Source organism: Pantoea sp. X85, from assembly GCF_029623675.1.
In the GTDB taxonomy this organism is placed as follows: Bacteria; Pseudomonadota; Gammaproteobacteria; order Enterobacterales; family Enterobacteriaceae; genus Pantoea; species Pantoea leporis.
This window is the reverse complement of sequence record NZ_CP121108.1, coordinates 1,322,822-1,336,894: the sequence shown is the minus strand read 5'-3', so window position 1 is coordinate 1,336,894 and position 14,073 is coordinate 1,322,822. Positions and strand designations below refer to the sequence as shown.

Here is a 14,073-nt window from a genome sequence, read left to right as displayed (position 1 = left end):
ACCTACCGTAGCGGCGCGATTCATCGCGCAACGTCAATCAATCACGCGGTCGTCGAAACGCCAGCCAACCCGCCACCAGGGTAAACGCCAGTACTACTAACACCAGCAGCAAAAAGCCGTGCGGATTATTCGCCAGCGGAATCCCGCCGACGTTCATGCCAAAAAATCCCGCCACGATATTGATCGGCAGCGCCAGCACGGTGATCACCGTCAGCAAAAACAGCGTGCGGTTGCTCTGCTCCATCAATCGTGCGGCAATCTCTTCCTGCAGCAAACGAATCCGCTCCATCAAACTCGCCAAATCATTCAGCGCCACGCTGAACTCTTCGGTGAAAATTCGCAGCTCGCCCAGGGGTTCACGCTTTAGCCATTTGGGCGGACGATTCAGCAAGCGGAACAGCGCCGCCGGTTCCGGTGCCAGCAAACGCTGCACGCGCAGCAGCATACGACGCAGTTGTCCCAGCTCGCGGCGATTGGTTTTGATCGCCGCACTCAGCAAGCGCTCTTCAATCGCATCCACCGCCTGACTGGAACGCCGCACCACTTGCTCCAGCTGCGCTTCCTGCTCGCCAAGCAGCCACAGCAGCATCGCATCCGGCTCGGCGAACTTCAGTTCATTCATCTGCTGATGCATGCGTTCGATCATGCCAACCGGGCGAAAACGCGCGGTGACCACCACACGCGGGCAGCACCACATCCACAACGTGGCGTTCTGCGTGCTGCGCTCCTCTTTACTGAAGGTGACGTCATTGAGTACCGCCAGCAGCGCATCATTTTGCTGGGCTAAACGGGTGCGCGGCGAAGCAGAATGTATCTCGTCGAAAAAATCGTGGTCTACGCCAAAGTGGTCCTGAACCCAGCGTTCAGCACGCGCGTGATTAAGGTTGATGTGCAGCCAGATAAAGGTCGACTCCGGCAGCTGCTGCTGCGCCAGCTGGGCCGCTTCGCGTGCATTGAGCCGCTGTGGCAGCGACGCGGGCGTAAAAAGATAACCATGAATCAGTCCGGCGACGTCGTTATTGAAGTCCGGCAGCGAGGCGAGCGGTAGTACGGGCTGGAGCATTAGCAGGTCATTCCCGAGCGGTCAGATCCACAGCGTGCGACAGGGATGTTGCAGCAAGATGACACCGGGCGTGCGCCATCATCATTCTGTCATACAAACCACGTATCACACTGCCATTAACGGGTGCCGTTCGAGCATCGTGATTTAACACTGAGGTGTTTTATGGCTGAAAACAGTTTACCTGCATCGACCTCCTCGTCCCACAGCGGACGCCCGAACCTTAACCGCGGCAACGGCCCTGCCTCACGCCTGATCTTCGTGCTGTTGCTGATTGCTGGCCTGCTGTATGCCGGCATCAACCTGTTTAATGACGTTGAAGAGACCGGCGCGCCGGTCACCAGCTACACACCGTTCCTGCTGCTCGGCGTGGCGCTGATCATTGCGCTCGGCTTTGAATTTGTGAACGGCTTCCACGATACCGCCAACGCCGTCGCCACGGTGATCTACACCCATTCGCTGTCGCCGGGCGTGGCGGTGATGTGGTCCGGTTTCTGTAACTTTTTGGGCGTGCTGCTCTCCAGCGGCGTGGTGGCGTTCGGCATCATCTCGCTGCTGCCGGTGGAGTTAATTCTGCAAGCGGGCAGCGGCCACGGCTTTGCCATGGTCTATGCGCTGCTGTTCTCGGCGATTATCTGGAACCTCGGCACTTGGTATTTTGGTTTACCGGCCTCCTCTTCGCATACGCTGATCGGTTCGATTATCGGCGTTGGCGTGGCGAACGCCTTGCTGCATGGCCGCAGCGGCACCAGCGGCGTGGATTGGGATCAGGCAATTAAAGTCGGGTATGCGCTGCTGCTGTCGCCGATTGTCGGCTTCGTCTGCGCCGCACTGCTGCTGCTGGCGATGAAAGCCTTTATCCGCAATCGCCAGCTGTATGAAGCGCCGAAGGGCAACCAGCCGCCGCCGGTGTGGATTCGCGGCTTGCTGATCCTCACCTGCACCGGCGTCTCTTTCGCGCACGGCTCGAATGACGGGCAGAAAGGCATGGGCCTAATCATGCTGATTCTGGTCGGCACCATGCCGATTGCCTACGCGTTGAACCGCTCGCTGCCGCCGGAGCAGATTCCGCGCGTCGCCGCCTTAACTCAGGTGACGGAACAGCAACTGCTGACGCTGCAACCGGCGCCCGCCGCCATGCCCGCGCCGCGCGAGGTGCTGACCGAATTCGTGCGCACCAGCCAGACTCGTCCACAGGTGTTGCCGGCGCTCGGCATGATGCTGGGCGATATCGGCGACCAGATTCGTCGCTACGGCGCAGTGGAGAATATCCCGGCGCAGGCGGTGACCAACACGCGAAACGACATGTATCTGGCCTCCGAAACCATTAAGCATCTGCAAAGCGCCAAAGTAGCGCTGCCGGAAGAGACCGCGCGCAACCTGGCGGCGGTGAAGAAAGAGCTGGATGCCGCCACGCGCTTTATCCCGATGTGGGTGAAAGTGGTGGTGGCGATAGCGCTGGGTCTCGGCACCCTGGTTGGCTGGCGTCGCATTGTGGTGACGGTGGGCGAACGCATCGGCAAAACCCATCTGACCTACGCGCAAGGTGCCAGCGCTGAGCTGGTAGCGATGGCGACCATCGGCGCGGCCGACGCGTTTGGCCTGCCGGTTTCTACTACCCATGTGCTCTCTTCCGGCGTCGCCGGTACGATGGCCGCCAACCGTTCAGGTCTGCAACTCGCCACCATCCGCAATCTGGCGATGGCGTGGGTGCTGACGCTGCCGGTGTCCGTGTTACTTTCGGGGTTGCTTTACGCCCTGTTTATCCACTTTTAACTGCGGTAAACAACGGCGGCGCACGGGGGTTTGCCGATGAAGCGTTATTCGCTCAGCGCTTGCGCGGCCGTCTGCCGGCCGTGTTGCTGGTGCAGACGCAGCGTGATAGCAAACGCGCCCAGCACCATCAGCGCCGCCGCCAGATAGACCGATTGCATGCCCCAATGCCCAATCAGCAAGCCCGCCACCGGACCGGTTAATCCCAGTCCTAAATCAAGAAACGCCGAATAGGTGCCGAGTGCCGAACCCTGATCCTGCTGCTGTACGCGCTTCACCGCTTCCACACCTAGCGCGGGGAACACCAGCGAGAAACCGCCGCCGGTGAGGAACGCGCCCAAATCCACCAGCCAGATGCTGTCGGCCTGCCAAATCAGCAGCAGTCCGGCACACTCCAGCACAAATGACACCAGCGACACTTTCAGGCCACCGAAACGCGTGATGTAGCGACCAAAACCGAGGCGCACAATCACAAAGCCGAGGCTGAACAGCGTCAGCGCGAACGCCGCACCGCTCCAGTCGCGGCTGGCGAAATAGAGCGTGATAAAGGTGGAAATTACGCCGAAACCGATGGTGCCAAAGCCAAGCGCCAGCCCAAACATCCACACGCGGCTGACCACGCGATGAAACGGAATGCGCACGCCGGCGGAGACGCTGACACCCGCTTTGCGACTCGCCATCCAGAATCCGGCAACGCCCATGATCGCCACCAAACCAGCAAAGCCGCTGATGCCAAACCACTGATTCAGCAGCACGCCGAGCGGTGCACCAATCGCCATGGCGAAATAGGTGGCTACGCCGTTCCACGAGATCACCCGCGCGGTTTGCAGCGGACCGACAATGTTCATGCCCCACAGCGTCGATCCGGTGCTACTGAAGCTTTCACCTACGCCGAGGAACAAGCGCCCCGCCGCCAGCAGCGCCAGGCTCAGCAGCGGCATGTCGCTGCACAGCGCGGCAAAAATCGATAACACGCCGCTCATGCCGCAGAACACCAATCCCATCATCACCACGCGCTTCGGACCAAAGCGATCCGCCAGACGACCGGAGTGCGGGCGGCTTAATAGCGTAGCGAAATATTGCAGGCTGATGATTAATCCGGCGATGAACGAGCTGAATCCAAGCTGGTTATGCACGAATCCCGGCAGCACCGCGAGCGGCAAACCCACCGAGAGGTAGCAAAAGAAGGTGAAAACAATGACGGAGAGAATACGTTTATTTAACTGAGCGTTACTCAGTACAGCGGCGTCAGACATGGAAAGTGGCGTCGGGAACGGTGATGAAAATGGACAATAACTATAACCTTAGCCTGCTAAGAGATCGCGACTTTTTTAGTTATAAAGTACTAACAGATTGGAGGAAATAATGAGCACACATCCGGTCTTTCATATGGCGCAATAAATCGCGCTGCTACAAAATGTGCGTATTGGTGATTATGCGATGATACGTGTTGCATGTCGGTCAATTGCGTCAGCAATATCGGCGGAAACGCGCAAGGTGCGCACTTCGCTGAACAAGCCGTCGGCTTGGTGATACGCCTTGCGCAGGTAGCCAAGCCACTGCTTGATGCGCGCCACGTGATACATGCCGGTATCGCCCTGCTTTTCCAGCTGAGTGTACTTCAGCAACAAGGCAACCACGTCGGGCCACGCCATCGGCGCTTCGTTGTACTTCACCACGCGCGCCAGATTCGGCACGTTGAGCGCGCCGCGCCCTATCATCACCGCATCGCAGCCGGTAATGCGCATGCAATCCTGCGCGTCCTGCCAGTTCCAGATCTCACCGTTGGCGATCACCGGAATGCGCAGACGCTGGCGGATTTCGCCAATCGCCTGCCAGTTAATGCTTTCGGCGCGATAACCATCTTCTTTAGTACGACCGTGCACCACCAGCTCGCTGGCACCGGCTTGCTGCACCGCATCGGCAATCTCAAAACGACGATCGCCAGAATCCCAGCCCAACCGCACTTTCACCGTCACCGGCAGATGATCCGGCACCGCTTCACGCATCGCTTTCGCGCCGCGATAGATCAGTTCGGGATCTTTCAGCAAGGTGGCACCGCCGCCGCTGCCGTTGACCAGCTTCGACGGACAGCCGCAGTTGAGATCAACGCCCCAGGAACCAAGTTCCACCGCGCGTGCGGCGTTCTCGGCCAGCCACTCGGGGTATTGCCCGAGCAGCTGCATGCGAACGCGCGTGCCTGACGGCGTGCGGCTGTGGTTATGCAGCTCAGGACACAAACGATAGAAGGATTTTACCGGCAGCAGCTGATCGACCACGCGCAAAAACTCGGTCACGCACAAGTCATAATCATTCACCCCGGAGAGCAGCTCACGCACCAGCGAATCAAGCACGCCCTCCATCGGCGCCAGCAACACCCTCATGACGTTAGGCGTTCCCGGTTTTCTTTGGCGCCGGACGACGACGACCGCTGTTGGCGGCTGGCGCAGCCTGGCTTGCGCCCTGCGCTGGACGACGCGCGGAACGCGCTTCACCCTGCGGACGTGGCGCATTGCCGCTATGCGGGCGAGAAACGTTGCCGCCCTGACCGCGACCCTGGCCTTGACCACGTCCACCTTGACCGCGACCGCCGCCCTGCTGCTGACGACCGTTCTGGATTGGCTCGGCTTTGATGCTGGGATCGACTTCAAAACCAGGCAGCTCGATGCGCGGGATTTCACGCTTCAGCAGACGCTCAATGTCACGCAGCAGTTTGTGTTCATCAACACACACCAGCGACAGTGCCGCGCCGGTAGCAGCCGCACGGCCGGTACGACCGATACGGTGCACGTAATCTTCCGCCACGTTTGGCAGCTCGTAGTTCACCACGTGTGGCAGCTCTTCGATATCCAGACCACGCGCCGCGATGTCGGTCGCGACCAGCACGCGAATGCCGCCGGATTTGAAGTCAGCCAATGCACGGGTACGCGCGCCCTGGCTCTTGTTGCCGTGGATCGCGGCGGCGGTAATGCCGTCTTTGTTCAGCTGCTCAGCCAGATGATTGGCGCCGTGTTTGGTACGGGTGAACACCAGCACTTGCTGCCAGTTATCACGACCAATCATCAGCGACAGCAGTTCCCGCTTGCGCTTCTTATCCACGAAATGCACTTGCTGTGAAACTTGCTCAGAGGCGGTGTTACGACGCGCAACTTCAACCTGTTCTGGGTTGGTAAGCAGTTTTTCCGCCAGCGTTTTGATCTCGTCAGAGAAGGTGGCAGAGAACAGCAGGTTCTGACGCTTAGCAGGCAGACGCGCCAGCACGCGACGGATGTCGTGGATGAAGCCCATATCGAGCATACGATCCGCTTCATCCAGCACGAGGATTTCAACCTGTGACAGATCAACCGCGTTCTGGTGCGCCAGATCGAGCAGACGGCCCGGTGTCGCCACCAGCACGTCAACGCCGCCGCGCAGTTTCATCATCTGCGGGTTGATGCTCACGCCGCCAAATACCACCAGCGAACGGATATCGAGATATTGGCTGTACTCACGCACGTTCTCGCCAACCTGAGCCGCCAGTTCGCGGGTCGGGGTCAGGATCAACGCACGCACCGGGCGGCGGCCACGCGCCGTGGACGGTTTTGCAGTCAGACGCTGCAGCAACGGCAGCGTAAAGCCGGCGGTTTTACCGGTGCCGGTTTGGGCGCTCGCCAGCAGGTCACGACCAGCCAGCACCACAGGAATGGCCTGACGCTGAATCGGCGTCGGCTCTTGGTAGCCTTGTTCTGCTACCGCACGCAAAATATCGGCACTTAAGCCGAGAGAGTCAAATGACATGCAGGTGTATTACTCCGAACCGTCCTGACCGCCGTAGGCGATGTAGTTTTCAGGAGGGATATGACGCAAGCGCGGGGCTCACGTGTGAAAAGGGCACAAACTACCATGCGTAAGGGCGCGAGTTTAGCAGCTTTCCGCGCAGACAGCATCCATAAAAAAAGGAGCCGCATTGGGCTCCTTTTTGTCAGGTCCGCAGGGTTGCGGTCCCTAATCGATCAACTGCGCTTCTTCTCGATGCGCTGAACCGGCTCTTTCGCCAGCAGTGAAACCAGCGCCGGTCCCACCAACATCACCACGCCGAGGAGACCAATCAGCAGGTTGTTATGGATAAAGCGGGAGATCAGGAACAGCGTTAACATCGCTGCGCCAAAGTAGTAAGTGGTGGTCACCTCTTCGAGGGAATCACCCATTCTACGTAAACGGGCACTACGCTGCATGACCAGCATGGTAATGAATACCACCGCATAAGCTGCCACCAGGGTACTGCTCACTTCAACCAGCGCCCTATGTTTCCAGCCCCAAACCAGTGCGGCAATCACCAGCAGGTGCATTACAATGTGCAAACAAGTTTGTCCGGTAACAATCTGAACACGATTAGACCATTTCATTCTCTTCTCCTGGCAGACCCAACAGGTCGCCCAAGTGTATCTGGCTGGAGGCCAGACGAACGTCCTCAATGTAAAGCAAATTTCGGATTACGCCCTAATTTTCTGCCCTTAACACCATCCATTTGTGACAAAGACTACACTTTGTGCTGTTGATGATGAAAAGGAGCGCGTCGAAGTATGCCACAAAATACGCAAGGATTTTCATTTAAAGTCCTGACGATCAATACCCACAAGGGTTTCACCAGCTTTAATCGCCGCTTTATCCTGCCGGAATTGCGTGACGCTGTTCGCGCCACGTCGGCGGATATCGTCTTCCTGCAAGAGGTAATGGGTACCCACGCCATCCATTCGCTGCACATTGAAAACTGGCCGGAAACCTCCCATTACGAATTTCTGGCCGATACCATGTGGAACGATTTTGCCTATGGCCGCAACGCGGTTTATCCCGAGGGACATCACGGGAACGCGATATTGTCACGCTTTCCCATCGTTGAATATGAAAACCGCGATATTTCCGTCGCCGGAAGTGAAAAACGCGGCATGTTGCACTGCCAAATCCGCCTGCCGGATCGGGCGGAACCGCTGCATGTGTTCTGCGTACATCTCGGTCTGAAGGAGAAACATCGCCAGGCGCAGATGAAGATGATGTGCGACTTTATCGATACGCTGCCGCCCGATGCGCCTTTGGTGGTGGCCGGTGATTTTAATGACTGGCAGGTCAGCGCCAATCGCTTTCTCAAACGCGCGGTGGGCTTAGAGGAAGTGTTCAGCATCAAAACCGGCCGCCCTGCCCGCACCTTCCCGGCGCGTTTTCCGCTGTTACGGCTAGATCGTATCTACATCCGCAACGCTACGGTGAGTAAGCCGTGGGCGCTGCCGGTAAAACCCTGGTCTCACCTGTCCGATCATGCGCCGTTAGCGGTGGAGATTTTCCTATGAGTTTCAATTGGCGCGACGGTAATCAGCTCCGTCTGTTAGAAAATGGTGACCAGTTTTTCCCGCGCGTATCAGGCGCGATCCAACGCGCCGAGCGCACGCTACTGCTGGAAACCTTCATCCTGTTTGAGGACGAAGTCGGCAACGATCTGCACGAACAGCTGCTCAAGGCGGCGCAGCGCGGGGTCAAAGTCGAGGTGATGGTCGATGGCTACGGCTCGCCAGACCTCTCCGACCGATTTGTGGATAGCCTGACGGCCGCGGGCGTGCGCTTTATCTATTACGATCCGCGTCCGCTAGTGCTCGGCATGCGCACCAATGTGTTTCGTCGCCTGCACCGCAAGATTGTGGTGATCGATGAACAGATCGCCTTTGTCGGCGGCATCAACTTCTCCGCTGAACATAACATCGATTTCGGTGCAGAGGCCAAACAGGATTATGCCGTGGAGGTGAAAGGCCCGGTGGTGCTGGATATTGCCCAATACGTGCAGCAACAAATGGGCAGCGAACAGCACACGCGGCGCTGGTGGGGTGCGCGTTCCCATCGCCCGGCGGTCAACGCCATGCCCGGTGAAGCGCAGGTGTTGTTTGTCTACCGCGATAACGACGAACACCGCGACGACATCGAACAGCACTATCTCGCCATGCTGCGCAAGGCACAGAAGGATGTGATTATTGCCAACGCCTACTTCTTCCCCGGCTATCGTCTGCTGCGCGAAATGCGCAGCGCGGCACAGCGCGGCGTGCGCGTCAGGCTGATTGTGCAGGGCGAGCCCGATATGCCGATCGTCAAAGTCGGTGCCGAGTTGCTGTACAACTATCTGGTCGATGGCGGTGTGGAAGTGTATGAATATTGCCGCCGCCCGCTGCACGGCAAAATTGCGGTGCAGGATCAGCAGTGGTCCACCGTCGGCTCCAGCAACCTCGATCCGCTGAGTTTATCTCTCAATCTGGAAGCCAATTTGATGGTGCACGATCGCGCTTTCAACCAGACGCTGCGCGACAATCTGGAACTGCTGATTCAGCAGGACTGCGTGCGCGTGGAGGATGACAAGCTGCCGCCGCGCAACTGGTGGCAGCTCACCAAGGGCGTAATTGTGTTCCACTTTTTACGTCACTTCCCGGCTATTGCCGGATGGTTGCCTGCGCACACGCCACACTTGTCGCAAGTTGCTCCCCCCGTACAACCCGAAATGGAAACTCAGGATCGGGTTGAAGCCGATAATTCAGGAGCAAAATCCTAATGTCGAAAAAGAATCCGCGCTGGCAACTGGCGAAGAAAATCCTCACCTGGCTGTTTTTTATTGCGGTGATTGTGCTGCTGGTGGTGTATGCGCGCAAGGTGAACTGGGAAGACGTCTATACGGTGATCGTCGGTTATAACCGCTATGTGGTGCTAAGCGCTGCTGCACTGGTGGTGGTGAGTTATCTGACCTATGGCTTGTACGACCTGATTGGACGAGCCTACTGCGGCCATAAGCTGGCGAAGCGCCAGGTGATGCTGGTATCGTTTATCTGTTATGCCTTCAACCTGACGCTCAGCACCTGGGTTGGCGGCGTGGCGATGCGCTATCGGCTCTACTCACGACTGGGTTTGCCGGGCAACACCATTACGCGCATTTTCTCGCTGAGCATCGCCACCAACTGGCTCGGCTATATTCTGCTGGCCGGCGTGGTGTTTGCGGCGGGCATGGTGCCGATTCCCTCCGGTTGGTTCATTGGTGAAACCACGCTGCGCATCATTGGCGCGGTGCTGCTGGTGATGGTGGCGGTCTATTTGTGGGCTTGCGCCTTCGCGAAGAAGCGCCGCTGGACGGTTAAAGGCCAGCATCTGCAGCTGCCTTCGCTGCGCATGGCGCTGTTCCAGTTTGCGGTCTCCTGCGCCAACTGGATGGTGATGGGCATGATTATCTGGCTGCTGCTGGCGCGTCAGGTGGATTATCCGATTGTGTTAGGCGTGTTGCTGATCAGCAGTATCGCCGGTGTGATCATTCACATCCCGGCCGGGATTGGCGTGCTGGAAGCGGTATTTTTGGCGCTGCTCAGTGGGCAACACGCCTCGCACGGCACCATTATTGCAGCGCTGCTGGCTTACCGCGTGCTCTATTTTATTCTGCCGCTGTTGGTGGCGCTGGTGCTCTATTTGTGGCTGGAGAGCCGCGCGAAGCATTTACGGCAGAAGAATGAGCAGAAGATGGAGAAATCGGTATCGCGGTGAGTTTGTGCGGAGTTCCCCTCTCCCGCAGGCGGGAAAGGGGACAGTCTGGTGCGTGGTTTAGCGGCGGTTGCCGAAGATGCGCAGCAGCATCAGGAACAGGTTGATGAAGTCGAGATACAGCGTCAACGCACCCATGATTGAGGCGCGACGCAGGTTCTCTTTGTCATTGACGTTGATATTCTCGCCAATCGCCTTCAGCCTCTGCGTGTCATAGGCGGTTAAGCCAACAAACACCACCACGCCGATATAGGTAATCGCCCACATCAGCGCCGGACTTTTCAGCCAGAAGTTCACCAGTGACGCCAGCAAAATACCGATCAGCGCCATAAACAGCAGGCTGCCAAAACGGCTCAGGTCGCGCTTAGTGGTGTAACCGTAGAAGCTCATGGCACCGAACATCCCGGCCGTCACGAAGAAGGTGCTGGCGATGGATGAGTAGGTGTAAACGAGGAAAATACTCGCCATGGTTAATCCGGTTAGCGCCGAATAGAGCATAAACAGTGCGGTGGCGACCGCGCCGCTCAGGCGATGCACCATGCCAGACAACACAAACACCAGCGCTAACTGCGCGATGATCAAACCGAAGAAAGTGATGCGGTTAGCAAACACCAGTTCCATTACTGCAGGTGTGCGGGCAGCAAACCACGAAACAAACGCGGTCAGCAGCAAGCCGCAGGTCATCCAACCATATACCTGCGCCATGTAGGTCTGCAGCGAGGTGGATGCCTGCTGCACGATTGAATCATTACGTGGATATCGATCCATGAAGCGCCTCATTAGCGGTTACGTTAACAAACTCTGTAAGTGTGGAGTGTACACCCGTTTGCGTCAACGGCGCGTCAAGCACTGTTGATAGCGGCCATTTACGCGCTGAGCAAACCACGCGGTGGTGAGATTGCGGGTGATTTTCGGGCTCTCCAGCTTGATGCCCGGCAGCATTTCGCGCGGCAGACGTTTTCCGGCCATCTTATCGGCGAGGATAAAGGTCTGCTTCCACAGCGTGCTGTTAGCAAAATCTTCGCTGTCGCCCTTCTCCAGATCGCGGCGGATTTCGCGATTGCTCATATCCAGCTGCTTGCTCAGGCTGCGCACCGCCAGTTCGGTGGAGCCGGCCTGCTCGCTGCCATACATAATCAAGTCGCCATCCAGTGCCAGCTTGATGCCGCTGGCGCGCGCAATGGCCGCCTGAAATGCGGCGTTGCGGCTGGCGTACCAACCGGCGTTGAAGTCGGCAAAGCGATACAGCGGCTGGCTGTAATCGGCCGGGTAGCCAAGCAGATGCAGCGTGCCGAAGTAGATACCACCGCGACGAGTGAAGACTTCACGACGAATCGAGCCGTCAACCGCATACGGATAGCCTTTGGCGTGCGCTTCCGCAAACGCAATGCTGACCTGCATCGGCCCGCCGGTATGAATTGGGTTGAGGTTGCCGAACAGCTTCTGCCCCATCGGCACCATATCGATGAAATCATCAAAAATGGCGCTCAGCTCTTTCTCGCTGCGTACCTTATCCAGACGCGCGGCATAGCTTTCGCCATTCGGTGATTTGATCAGCAGTGCGGTGCGCACCAGAAATGCCGGCACATGCACTTTGGCAGCGCGGCGATCAATCTCGCCCCAGGCGATTTTCGGTAAGCCCGGCACCACCGCATCGGCGCTGAAGTTAGACTCCTGATCGGTGACGGCAATCACCGCGCAGAGGTTGCTGACGCTGGCGTCAATTTGCTGCACGCGGAACGCGGTATAGATGTCGTCGGCCCAGGCGGATTTCTGTTTCACGTCGCTGGGCAACAAATGCTGGATTTGGCTTTTTACATCGGCGGGCTGACGCGCGGGCGCCTGCGGCTCTTTTTTCGTGCTACAACCGGCCAGCACCAGCGCAGCCAGCAAAGCTGCGCCTTTCATCATCTTGCTCGTGTTCATCCTGCTCCCTGACGCCAACAAAAACCGTACCTTAACGTTTTCAGTGGCCTGCCGCTATCGGAGCCGGAGGATTTTGCGCGCTAGCTCCAGCGCTCAGCGGCCTGATGATCGCTGTCGCGGGCATCAACCCAGCGATCGCCTGCGGCGGTGGCTTCACGCTTCCAGAACGGCGCGCGGGTTTTCAGGTAATCCATGATGAACTCGGTTGCGGCGAATGCGCTGCCGCGATGCGCGCTGCTGACGCCCACAAACACGATCTCATCGCCGGGAAACAGTTCGCCAACGCGATGGATCACCGTAACCTGCTGCAGCGCCCAGCGCTGACGCGCGTCTTCCACGATCTCCGCCAGCGCTTTTTCCGTCATGCCGGGATAGTGCTCCAGCGTCAAGGCCGCCACGCTGGCACCGAGATTGTGATTGCGCACTTTGCCGGTGAAGGTGACGACCGCGCCATCGCTGTCATGGGCGGCCAGTTTTTCGTACTCTTCGCCGACGTTGAACGGCTCTGAACCCACACGAATCCGCGTTTCCATCATCAGCCTCCGGTGACCGGCGGGAAAAAGGCCACTTCATCACCCGCACGCAGCGGATGACTCATCGGCACCAGCGTTTGGTTTACCGCCGCCAGCAGCTTGCCGGATTCCAGCGCCAGCGCCCAGCGATCGCCCTTCTCCGCTAACGCCGCGCGCAGCGTGGCGACATCGGCGTAGTCAGGCTGCAAATCCAGTGAAGCGGTGCCGGTTAATTCCCGCACCTGAGCAAAAAACAGCACCTTAATCATGGCTCACCGCCTTGAAGTCGCCGGATTTGCCGCCGCTTTTAGTCAGCAAACGCAGCTGGTCGATGACGATGTCTTTTTGCACCGCTTTGCACATGTCATAGATGGTCAGCGCTGCAACGGACGCCGCCGTCAACGCTTCCATCTCAACGCCGGTTTTGCCGGTGAGACGACAGAGTGAGGTGACGCGCACGCGATTATGCTGCGGTTCCGCCAGCAAGGTAACCTCCACTTTGCTCAGCATCAGCGGATGACAGAGCGGAATCAGTTCCCAGGTGCGTTTTGCCGCCTGAATACCGGCGATGCGCGCGGTGGCGAACACGTCACCTTTGTGATGGCTGCCGTCAATAATCATCTGCAGCGTTTCGGCGCTCATCAGCACCAGCGCTTCGGCCTGCGCTTCGCGCACCGTTTCGGTTTTGCCAGAGACATCCACCATGTGGGCTTCGCCAGCGGCATTGATATGAGTTAACGATGACATGCTTACAACTTCTTCAAATGTGAGACGAAATTACACGGACGCGTACGCGCATCCAGCTGATCTTCGATAATGCGCTCCCAGGCGCTGCGGCAGGCGTTGGTTGATCCCGGCACGGCAAAAATCAGCGTCTGATTGGCTAATCCAGCCACCGCGCGCGACTGCAGCGTTGAGCTGCCGATCTCTTCATAGGAGATCATGCGGAACAGCTCGCCAAAGCCTTCGATTTCGCGGTCCAGTAGCGGCAGCAACGCTTCTGGCGTGCTGTTTTTGCTATTGAAACCGGTGCCGCCGTTAACGATCACCACTTGCACATCGTCGCTGGCAATCCAGCGCGATACCGTGGCGCGAATGCGATAGCGGTTATCTGGCACAATCGCGCGATCAACCACCTGATGCCCGGCTTCCGCCAGCGCTTCACGCAGATAATCGCCCGATGTGTCATTGCTGGCATCGCGGCTATCCGAGACGGTCATCACCGCCACATTTAAGGCGACAAATTCGCCGGAAGGTTTACCCATG

At 58.2% G+C, this 14,073-nt stretch carries 15 protein-coding genes; 4 read left to right on the top strand and 11 right to left on the bottom strand.

The window, feature by feature from the left end:
* Nucleotides 1-37 precede the first annotated feature (37 nt).
* The gene (locus P6287_RS06195) at nucleotides 38-1,063 is read right to left on the bottom strand and encodes a transporter (RefSeq protein WP_217547195.1); all 1,026 of its coding nucleotides are present in this window, start codon (nucleotides 1,061-1,063) and stop codon (nucleotides 38-40) included.
* A gap of 162 nt (nucleotides 1,064-1,225) precedes the next feature.
* On the opposite strand from P6287_RS06195, the gene P6287_RS06190 reads away from it, so the two are divergent.
* A complete protein-coding gene (locus tag P6287_RS06190; RefSeq protein WP_137385416.1) occupies nucleotides 1,226-2,836 on the top strand; it encodes an inorganic phosphate transporter in 1,611 nt (536 codons plus the stop codon).
* Between the two features lie 44 nt (nucleotides 2,837-2,880).
* Here the strand turns inward: P6287_RS06190 and P6287_RS06185 are convergent, their stop codons facing one another.
* The 4 genes from P6287_RS06185 to P6287_RS06170 all read right to left on the bottom strand — a co-directional run bounded on the left by P6287_RS06185 (nucleotide 2,881) and on the right by P6287_RS06170 (nucleotide 7,218).
* On the bottom strand, nucleotides 2,881-4,089 hold the full coding sequence (locus P6287_RS06185; RefSeq protein WP_277974665.1) for an MFS transporter: 1,209 nt from the start codon (nucleotides 4,087-4,089) through the stop codon (nucleotides 2,881-2,883).
* A gap of 177 nt (nucleotides 4,090-4,266) precedes the next feature.
* Nucleotides 4,267-5,217 (bottom strand): tRNA dihydrouridine(16) synthase DusC, encoded by a 951-nt coding sequence (gene dusC, locus P6287_RS06180; RefSeq protein ID WP_137385415.1) that lies wholly within the window; start codon nucleotides 5,215-5,217, stop codon nucleotides 4,267-4,269.
* Nucleotides 5,218-5,221: 4 nt separating this feature from the next.
* Complete coding sequence (rhlE, locus tag P6287_RS06175) at nucleotides 5,222-6,610, bottom strand: ATP-dependent RNA helicase RhlE (RefSeq protein ID WP_008102680.1); 1,389 nt, start codon at nucleotides 6,608-6,610, stop codon at nucleotides 5,222-5,224.
* A 215-nt stretch (nucleotides 6,611-6,825) separates the two neighbouring features.
* Nucleotides 6,826-7,218 carry a YbhQ family protein gene (locus P6287_RS06170; RefSeq protein WP_277974664.1) on the bottom strand — a complete coding sequence of 131 codons (393 nt, stop codon included), beginning with the start codon at nucleotides 7,216-7,218 and terminating at the stop codon, nucleotides 6,826-6,828.
* A 177-nt stretch (nucleotides 7,219-7,395) separates the two neighbouring features.
* On the opposite strand from P6287_RS06170, the gene P6287_RS06165 reads away from it, so the two are divergent.
* The 3 genes from P6287_RS06165 to P6287_RS06155 are packed head-to-tail and all read left to right on the top strand — an operon-like array spanning nucleotide 7,396 to nucleotide 10,372.
* Nucleotides 7,396-8,157, top strand: a complete 762-nt coding sequence (locus tag P6287_RS06165) for an endonuclease/exonuclease/phosphatase family protein (protein ID WP_101763169.1) — start codon at nucleotides 7,396-7,398, stop codon at nucleotides 8,155-8,157.
* Complete coding sequence (gene clsB / locus P6287_RS06160; RefSeq protein WP_137385413.1) at nucleotides 8,154-9,398, top strand: cardiolipin synthase ClsB; 1,245 nt, start codon at nucleotides 8,154-8,156, stop codon at nucleotides 9,396-9,398. The genes P6287_RS06165 and clsB overlap by 4 nt, the downstream gene beginning before the upstream one ends.
* On the top strand, nucleotides 9,398-10,372 hold the full coding sequence (locus P6287_RS06155) for a lysylphosphatidylglycerol synthase domain-containing protein (protein WP_101763171.1): 975 nt from the start codon (nucleotides 9,398-9,400) through the stop codon (nucleotides 10,370-10,372). The genes clsB and P6287_RS06155 overlap by 1 nt, the downstream gene beginning before the upstream one ends.
* 57 nt (nucleotides 10,373-10,429) lie before the next feature.
* Here the strand turns inward: P6287_RS06155 and P6287_RS06150 are convergent, their stop codons facing one another.
* The 6 genes from P6287_RS06150 to moaB all read right to left on the bottom strand — a co-directional run bounded on the left by P6287_RS06150 (nucleotide 10,430) and on the right by moaB (nucleotide 14,072).
* Nucleotides 10,430-11,137 carry a Bax inhibitor-1/YccA family protein gene (locus tag P6287_RS06150; protein WP_101763172.1) on the bottom strand — a complete coding sequence of 236 codons (708 nt, stop codon included), beginning with the start codon at nucleotides 11,135-11,137 and terminating at the stop codon, nucleotides 10,430-10,432.
* A 63-nt stretch (nucleotides 11,138-11,200) separates the two neighbouring features.
* Nucleotides 11,201-12,295, bottom strand: coding sequence for a DUF1615 domain-containing protein (locus P6287_RS06145; protein WP_277974663.1), 1,095 nt, complete (start codon nucleotides 12,293-12,295; stop codon nucleotides 11,201-11,203).
* 80 nt (nucleotides 12,296-12,375) lie between these two features.
* Nucleotides 12,376-12,831, bottom strand: a complete 456-nt coding sequence (gene moaE / locus P6287_RS06140) for a molybdopterin synthase catalytic subunit MoaE (protein WP_222210715.1) — start codon at nucleotides 12,829-12,831, stop codon at nucleotides 12,376-12,378.
* Entirely contained in the window at nucleotides 12,831-13,076 is a 246-nt protein-coding gene (gene moaD, locus P6287_RS06135; RefSeq protein ID WP_101763175.1) for a molybdopterin synthase sulfur carrier subunit, read from the bottom strand. The genes moaE and moaD overlap by 1 nt, the downstream gene beginning before the upstream one ends.
* A complete protein-coding gene (gene moaC / locus P6287_RS06130) occupies nucleotides 13,069-13,554 on the bottom strand; it encodes a cyclic pyranopterin monophosphate synthase MoaC (protein ID WP_110865768.1) in 486 nt (161 codons plus the stop codon). The genes moaD and moaC overlap by 8 nt, the downstream gene beginning before the upstream one ends.
* 2 nt (nucleotides 13,555-13,556) lie before the next feature.
* Nucleotides 13,557-14,072: a molybdenum cofactor biosynthesis protein B gene (gene moaB / locus P6287_RS06125; protein WP_101763177.1), complete on the bottom strand. Its 516-nt coding sequence runs from the start codon at nucleotides 14,070-14,072 to the stop codon at nucleotides 13,557-13,559.
* Nucleotide 14,073: the final 1 nt, after the last annotated feature.